A 3,841-nucleotide genomic window follows, 5' to 3' on the forward strand; every position below is an offset into this window, starting at 1 on the left:
TCGCGCCGCCGCGCACGCGCCGCGCGCGGAGCGGGTGGTCGAGGGCTCCGGCCGCGCGGTGGAGTACGTGGCGGGCAGGCGATGGGAGCTCGCGGCCACCGCCTTCTGGCAGGCGCATCGCGATGCCGCGCAGCGTTATTCGGATCTGATCGCAGGGTGGGCCGGGCTCTCGGCGGGGGAGAGCGCCTGGGATCTCTACAGCGGCGCGGGCGTCTTCGCGGCCCGGCTCGCCGAGCAGGTCGGCCCCGATGGCACCATTCTCGCGGTGGAATCGGCGCGATCCGCGGTGACCGACGGCCGGGCCGCGCTGCGCGACCTGCCATGGGTGGACCTGCGGTCCGAGCGGGTGGAGCGCTGGCTCGGCGGGCACGGCGGCCCGGCGCCGCGAGCGGTCGTGCTCGACCCGCCGAGGGCGGGCGCGGGCAAGGAGGTGACGGCCGCGGTCACGGCCGCCGGCCCGGAGCGGATCGTGCACGTCGGCTGCGATCCCGCCTCCTTCGCTCGCGACCTCGGGTTGTACATTCGCGGTGGCTATCAGCTCGCCGACCTGCGAGTTTTCGACGCCTTCCCGGCCACTCACCACATGGAGTGCCTGGCGCTGCTGACCCGCTGACCACCTCGCGGATCGCCTGCGCGCGAGCGTAATTAGAGTCACGGACATGACTGTGTACGTTCTCGCCCAACTGAAGTTCACCGATCGCGCGGCCTACGACCGCTACCAGGCGCGATTCATGGATGTCTTCACCAAGTACTCGGGCACCCTGCTGGCCGCCGACGAGAGCCCCACCGTCCTCGAGGGCGTCACCGATCGCGAGAAGGTGGTGCTGATGTCCTTCCCCGACGAGGCGGCGGTCACCGCGTGGTCGCAGTCGCCGGAGTACCAGGAGATCTCGAAGGACCGGCACGCGGGCGCCGACACGGTCACGCTGCTGGTGAAAGGCCTCGGCCACCGGCCGTCCTGACCCTCGTCACGCCCGGGTGGCGGGTCACGCCAGACACCAGGTGACCCGCACACTCGCGGCGATCTCCGTTTCCCCCAGTTCCACCGGCACCGGCGCGCCGCCCGCCGATTCCGCGGCCAGCGCCACCGCGCGCGTCTTCGGCGCGAACTGCGGCGCGGCCGCCGTGTTCTCGGTGATCTCCAAGACCTGCCCCAGCGCGCGACCCGCCCGCCGGGCGTACCGCTCGGCCTTGGCCAGCGCGTCGTCCCAGGCGCCGTCGCGGGCCCTGGCCAGCAGTCCCTCCTGATCGGCGACGGTCCGCACCAGCCCGCCGAGCCGCACGTCGTCGCCGCCCGCGTCGACCGCGGCCGCGATGATCGCGGCCGGCCCCGGCGCGTCGTCCCGGCCGAGATCGCGCAGCGCCACGGTCAGCGCCGTGCCCGCCACGTAGCCGACCAGGCGCTCCCTGTTCTCCGCCCACACCGTCTCCGAGCGCACTGTCAGCCCGCTGGTGGCGATGTCGGCCTCGGCCACGCCGTGGTCCCGCAACGCGGCGGTGACCGCGGAGACTCGCTGCCCGGCGCGGGCGTAGGCGGCGGTGACCGTCTCGGCGCGTGACTCGACCGAGACGGTCAGCCGGATCAGGTCGGGCGCGGCCTGTACCCTGCCCTGCCCGAACACCGTCACCGTCGGCAAGGAGATCATCCGGTCCTGCTCGCTCTGCTCCTCGGTCACGCCCACACTGTAGGCGCGCTCGGTGTCGCGGGACGGAAAGCGCGACCGAGGCGGTGGTGCGCGGGCTCACATTCGCCGCGACGCGCGGTGAGACGCGCCGCGCTGACGAGGGCTTTTCCGCGATCGCCGCGCGTCGGCGCAGCGAGGTCGGCGGAGTTCGTCCCGAATGCTCCGTAGACTGAGCGGATCAGATGCGTAATCCGGAGGGAGCGAGTTCAGGTGGGAGTGCTTTCCGGGGTCGATTCACCCGAGGACGTCCGCCGGTTGACCGCGGCCGAGTTGCCGGTCCTCGCGGAGGAGATCCGCGAATTCCTGGTGCGCAAGGTGGCGGCCACCGGCGGGCATCTCGGACCGAACCTCGGGGTCGTCGAACTGACCATCGCCCTGCACCGGGTCTTCGACTCGCCGGCCGACCCGTTGATCTTCGACACCGGTCACCAGGCGTACGTGCACAAGATCCTCACCGGCCGCAAGGACCGCTTCGACGAGCTGCGCAAGCGCGGCGGCCTGTCGGGCTATCCGAGCCGGGCCGAGAGCGAGCACGACTGGGTGGAGTCCTCGCACGCCTCGGCGGCGCTGTCCTACGCCGACGGCCTGGCCAAGGCGTTCGCGCTGCGCAAGCAGCGCCGCCACGTGGTCGCGGTGGTCGGTGACGGCGCGTTGACCGGCGGCATGTGCTGGGAGGCGTTGAACAACATCGCCGCCGGGCAGGACCGCTCGGTGGTCGTGGTGGTCAACGACAACGGCCGTTCCTACGCGCCCACCATCGGCGGACTGGCCGACCGGCTCACGGCGCTGCGCACACAGCCCGCCTACGAGCACGCCCTCGACGCGGGCAAGCGGCTGCTCAAGAGCATCCCGCGGGTGGGGGAGTCGGCGTACTCGATGGTGCACGCGGTGAAGGCGGGCATCAAGGACGCGGTGAGCCCGCAGGAGCTGTTCAGCGACCTCGGCATCAAGTACGTGGGCCCGGTCGACGGCCACGACGTGGCCGCCATGGAGGCCGCGCTGCGCCGCGCCAAGGACTTCGGCGGCCCGGTGGTGGTGCACGCGGTGACCCAGAAGGGCCGCGGCTACGAGCACGCCGAGAAGAACATCGCCGACCAGATGCACGCCTGCGACCCGATCGACCCGCTCACCGGGCGCCCGCTGGCCGCGAAGAAGGCACGCGGCTGGACCTCGGTGTTCTCCGAGGAGCTGATCGAGCACGCGCGCCGCCGCGACGACATCGTCGCCATCACCGCCGCCATGCCCGGCCCCACCGGCCTTTCCGCCTTCGGCGAGGCCTTCCCCGAGCGCATGTTCGACGTCGGCATCGCCGAACAGCACGCCATGACCTCGGCGGCGGGCCTCGCCCTCGGCGGGTTGCACCCGGTGGTCGCGATCTACTCCACCTTCCTCAATCGCGCCTTCGACCAGTTGCTGATGGACGTGGCGCTGCTCAGGCAGCCGGTCACCGTGGTACTCGACCGCGCGGGCATCACCGGTCCCGACGGCGCCAGCCACAACGGCATGTGGGATCTGTCGGTGCTCGGCATCGTGCCCGGTATCAGGGTCGCCGCCCCGCGCGACGCCGCCACCCTGCGCGAGGAACTCGGCGAGGCGCTGGCCGTCACCGACGGCCCCACCGTGCTGCGCTTCCCCAAAGGCAGTGTGGGCGAGGACATCAGCGCGGTCGAACGGCTGGAAGACGTCGACGTGCTGCGGGTGGCCGATCCCGACTCGCCCGTGCAGTCCCAGCGCGGCGACGTGCTGATCGTGGCCGTCGGCCCCTTCGCCGCCACCGCGGTCGCGGCCGCCGAGCTCCTCGCCACCGAGGGGTTCTCCACCACCGTGGTCGACCCGCGCTGGGTGCTGCCGGTCTCGGGCTCGGTCGTCAAGCTGGCGGAGAACTACCGCATGGTGGTGACCGTCGAGGACAGCGGCCTGCACGGCGGCATCGGCTCCACCGTCTCGGCCACCCAGCGGGCGGCCGGACTCGACGTCCCGACCCGCGACCTGGGGGTGCCGCAGGAATTCCTCGACCACGCCGCCCGCGACGAGGTCCTCGAACAACTCGGCCTCACCGCGCCCGAGATCGCCCGCCGCATCGCGGGCTGGCTCGACGCGCACTGAGCCCGTCCGCCCCGGGGGCGGGGCGGGCCCCCCGCCCGGGGGAGGGCAGG

4 protein-coding genes are annotated in these 3,841 nt (G+C 72.6%); 3 read left to right on the forward strand and 1 reads right to left on the reverse strand.

Translation table 11 applies throughout. The features are described from left to right. Both QH283_RS27805 and QH283_RS27810 read left to right on the forward strand, forming a co-directional pair. On the forward strand, positions 1-613 hold a 613-nt coding region (locus tag QH283_RS27805; protein ID WP_432420797.1), incomplete at its 5' end, for a class I SAM-dependent RNA methyltransferase. 46 nt (positions 614-659) lie between these two features. After that, positions 660-962 (forward strand): DUF1330 domain-containing protein, encoded by a 303-nt coding sequence (locus QH283_RS27810; RefSeq protein WP_280505888.1) that lies wholly within the window; start codon positions 660-662, stop codon positions 960-962. 24 nt (positions 963-986) lie between these two features. Here the strand turns inward: QH283_RS27810 and QH283_RS27815 are convergent, their stop codons facing one another. Next, entirely contained in the window at positions 987-1,676 is a 690-nt protein-coding gene (locus QH283_RS27815; RefSeq protein ID WP_280505889.1) for an SIMPL domain-containing protein, read from the reverse strand. 219 nt (positions 1,677-1,895) lie between these two features. Here QH283_RS27815 and dxs point away from each other — a divergent pair, with 219 nt between their 5' ends. Continuing rightward, complete coding sequence (gene dxs / locus QH283_RS27820) at positions 1,896-3,791, forward strand: 1-deoxy-D-xylulose-5-phosphate synthase (RefSeq protein WP_280505890.1); 1,896 nt, start codon at positions 1,896-1,898, stop codon at positions 3,789-3,791. The last annotated feature ends 50 nt before the right edge of the window (positions 3,792-3,841 follow it).

The sequence above is a fragment of the Nocardia farcinica genome, from assembly GCF_029867845.1.
GTDB lineage: Bacteria > Actinomycetota > Actinomycetes > Mycobacteriales > Mycobacteriaceae > Nocardia > Nocardia farcinica_A.

Coding starts and splice junctions, on each gene's coding strand:
- QH283_RS27810 (WP_280505888.1), top strand. CDS start 660: ATGACTGTGTACGTTCTCGCCCAACTGAAGTTCACCGATCGCGCGGCC.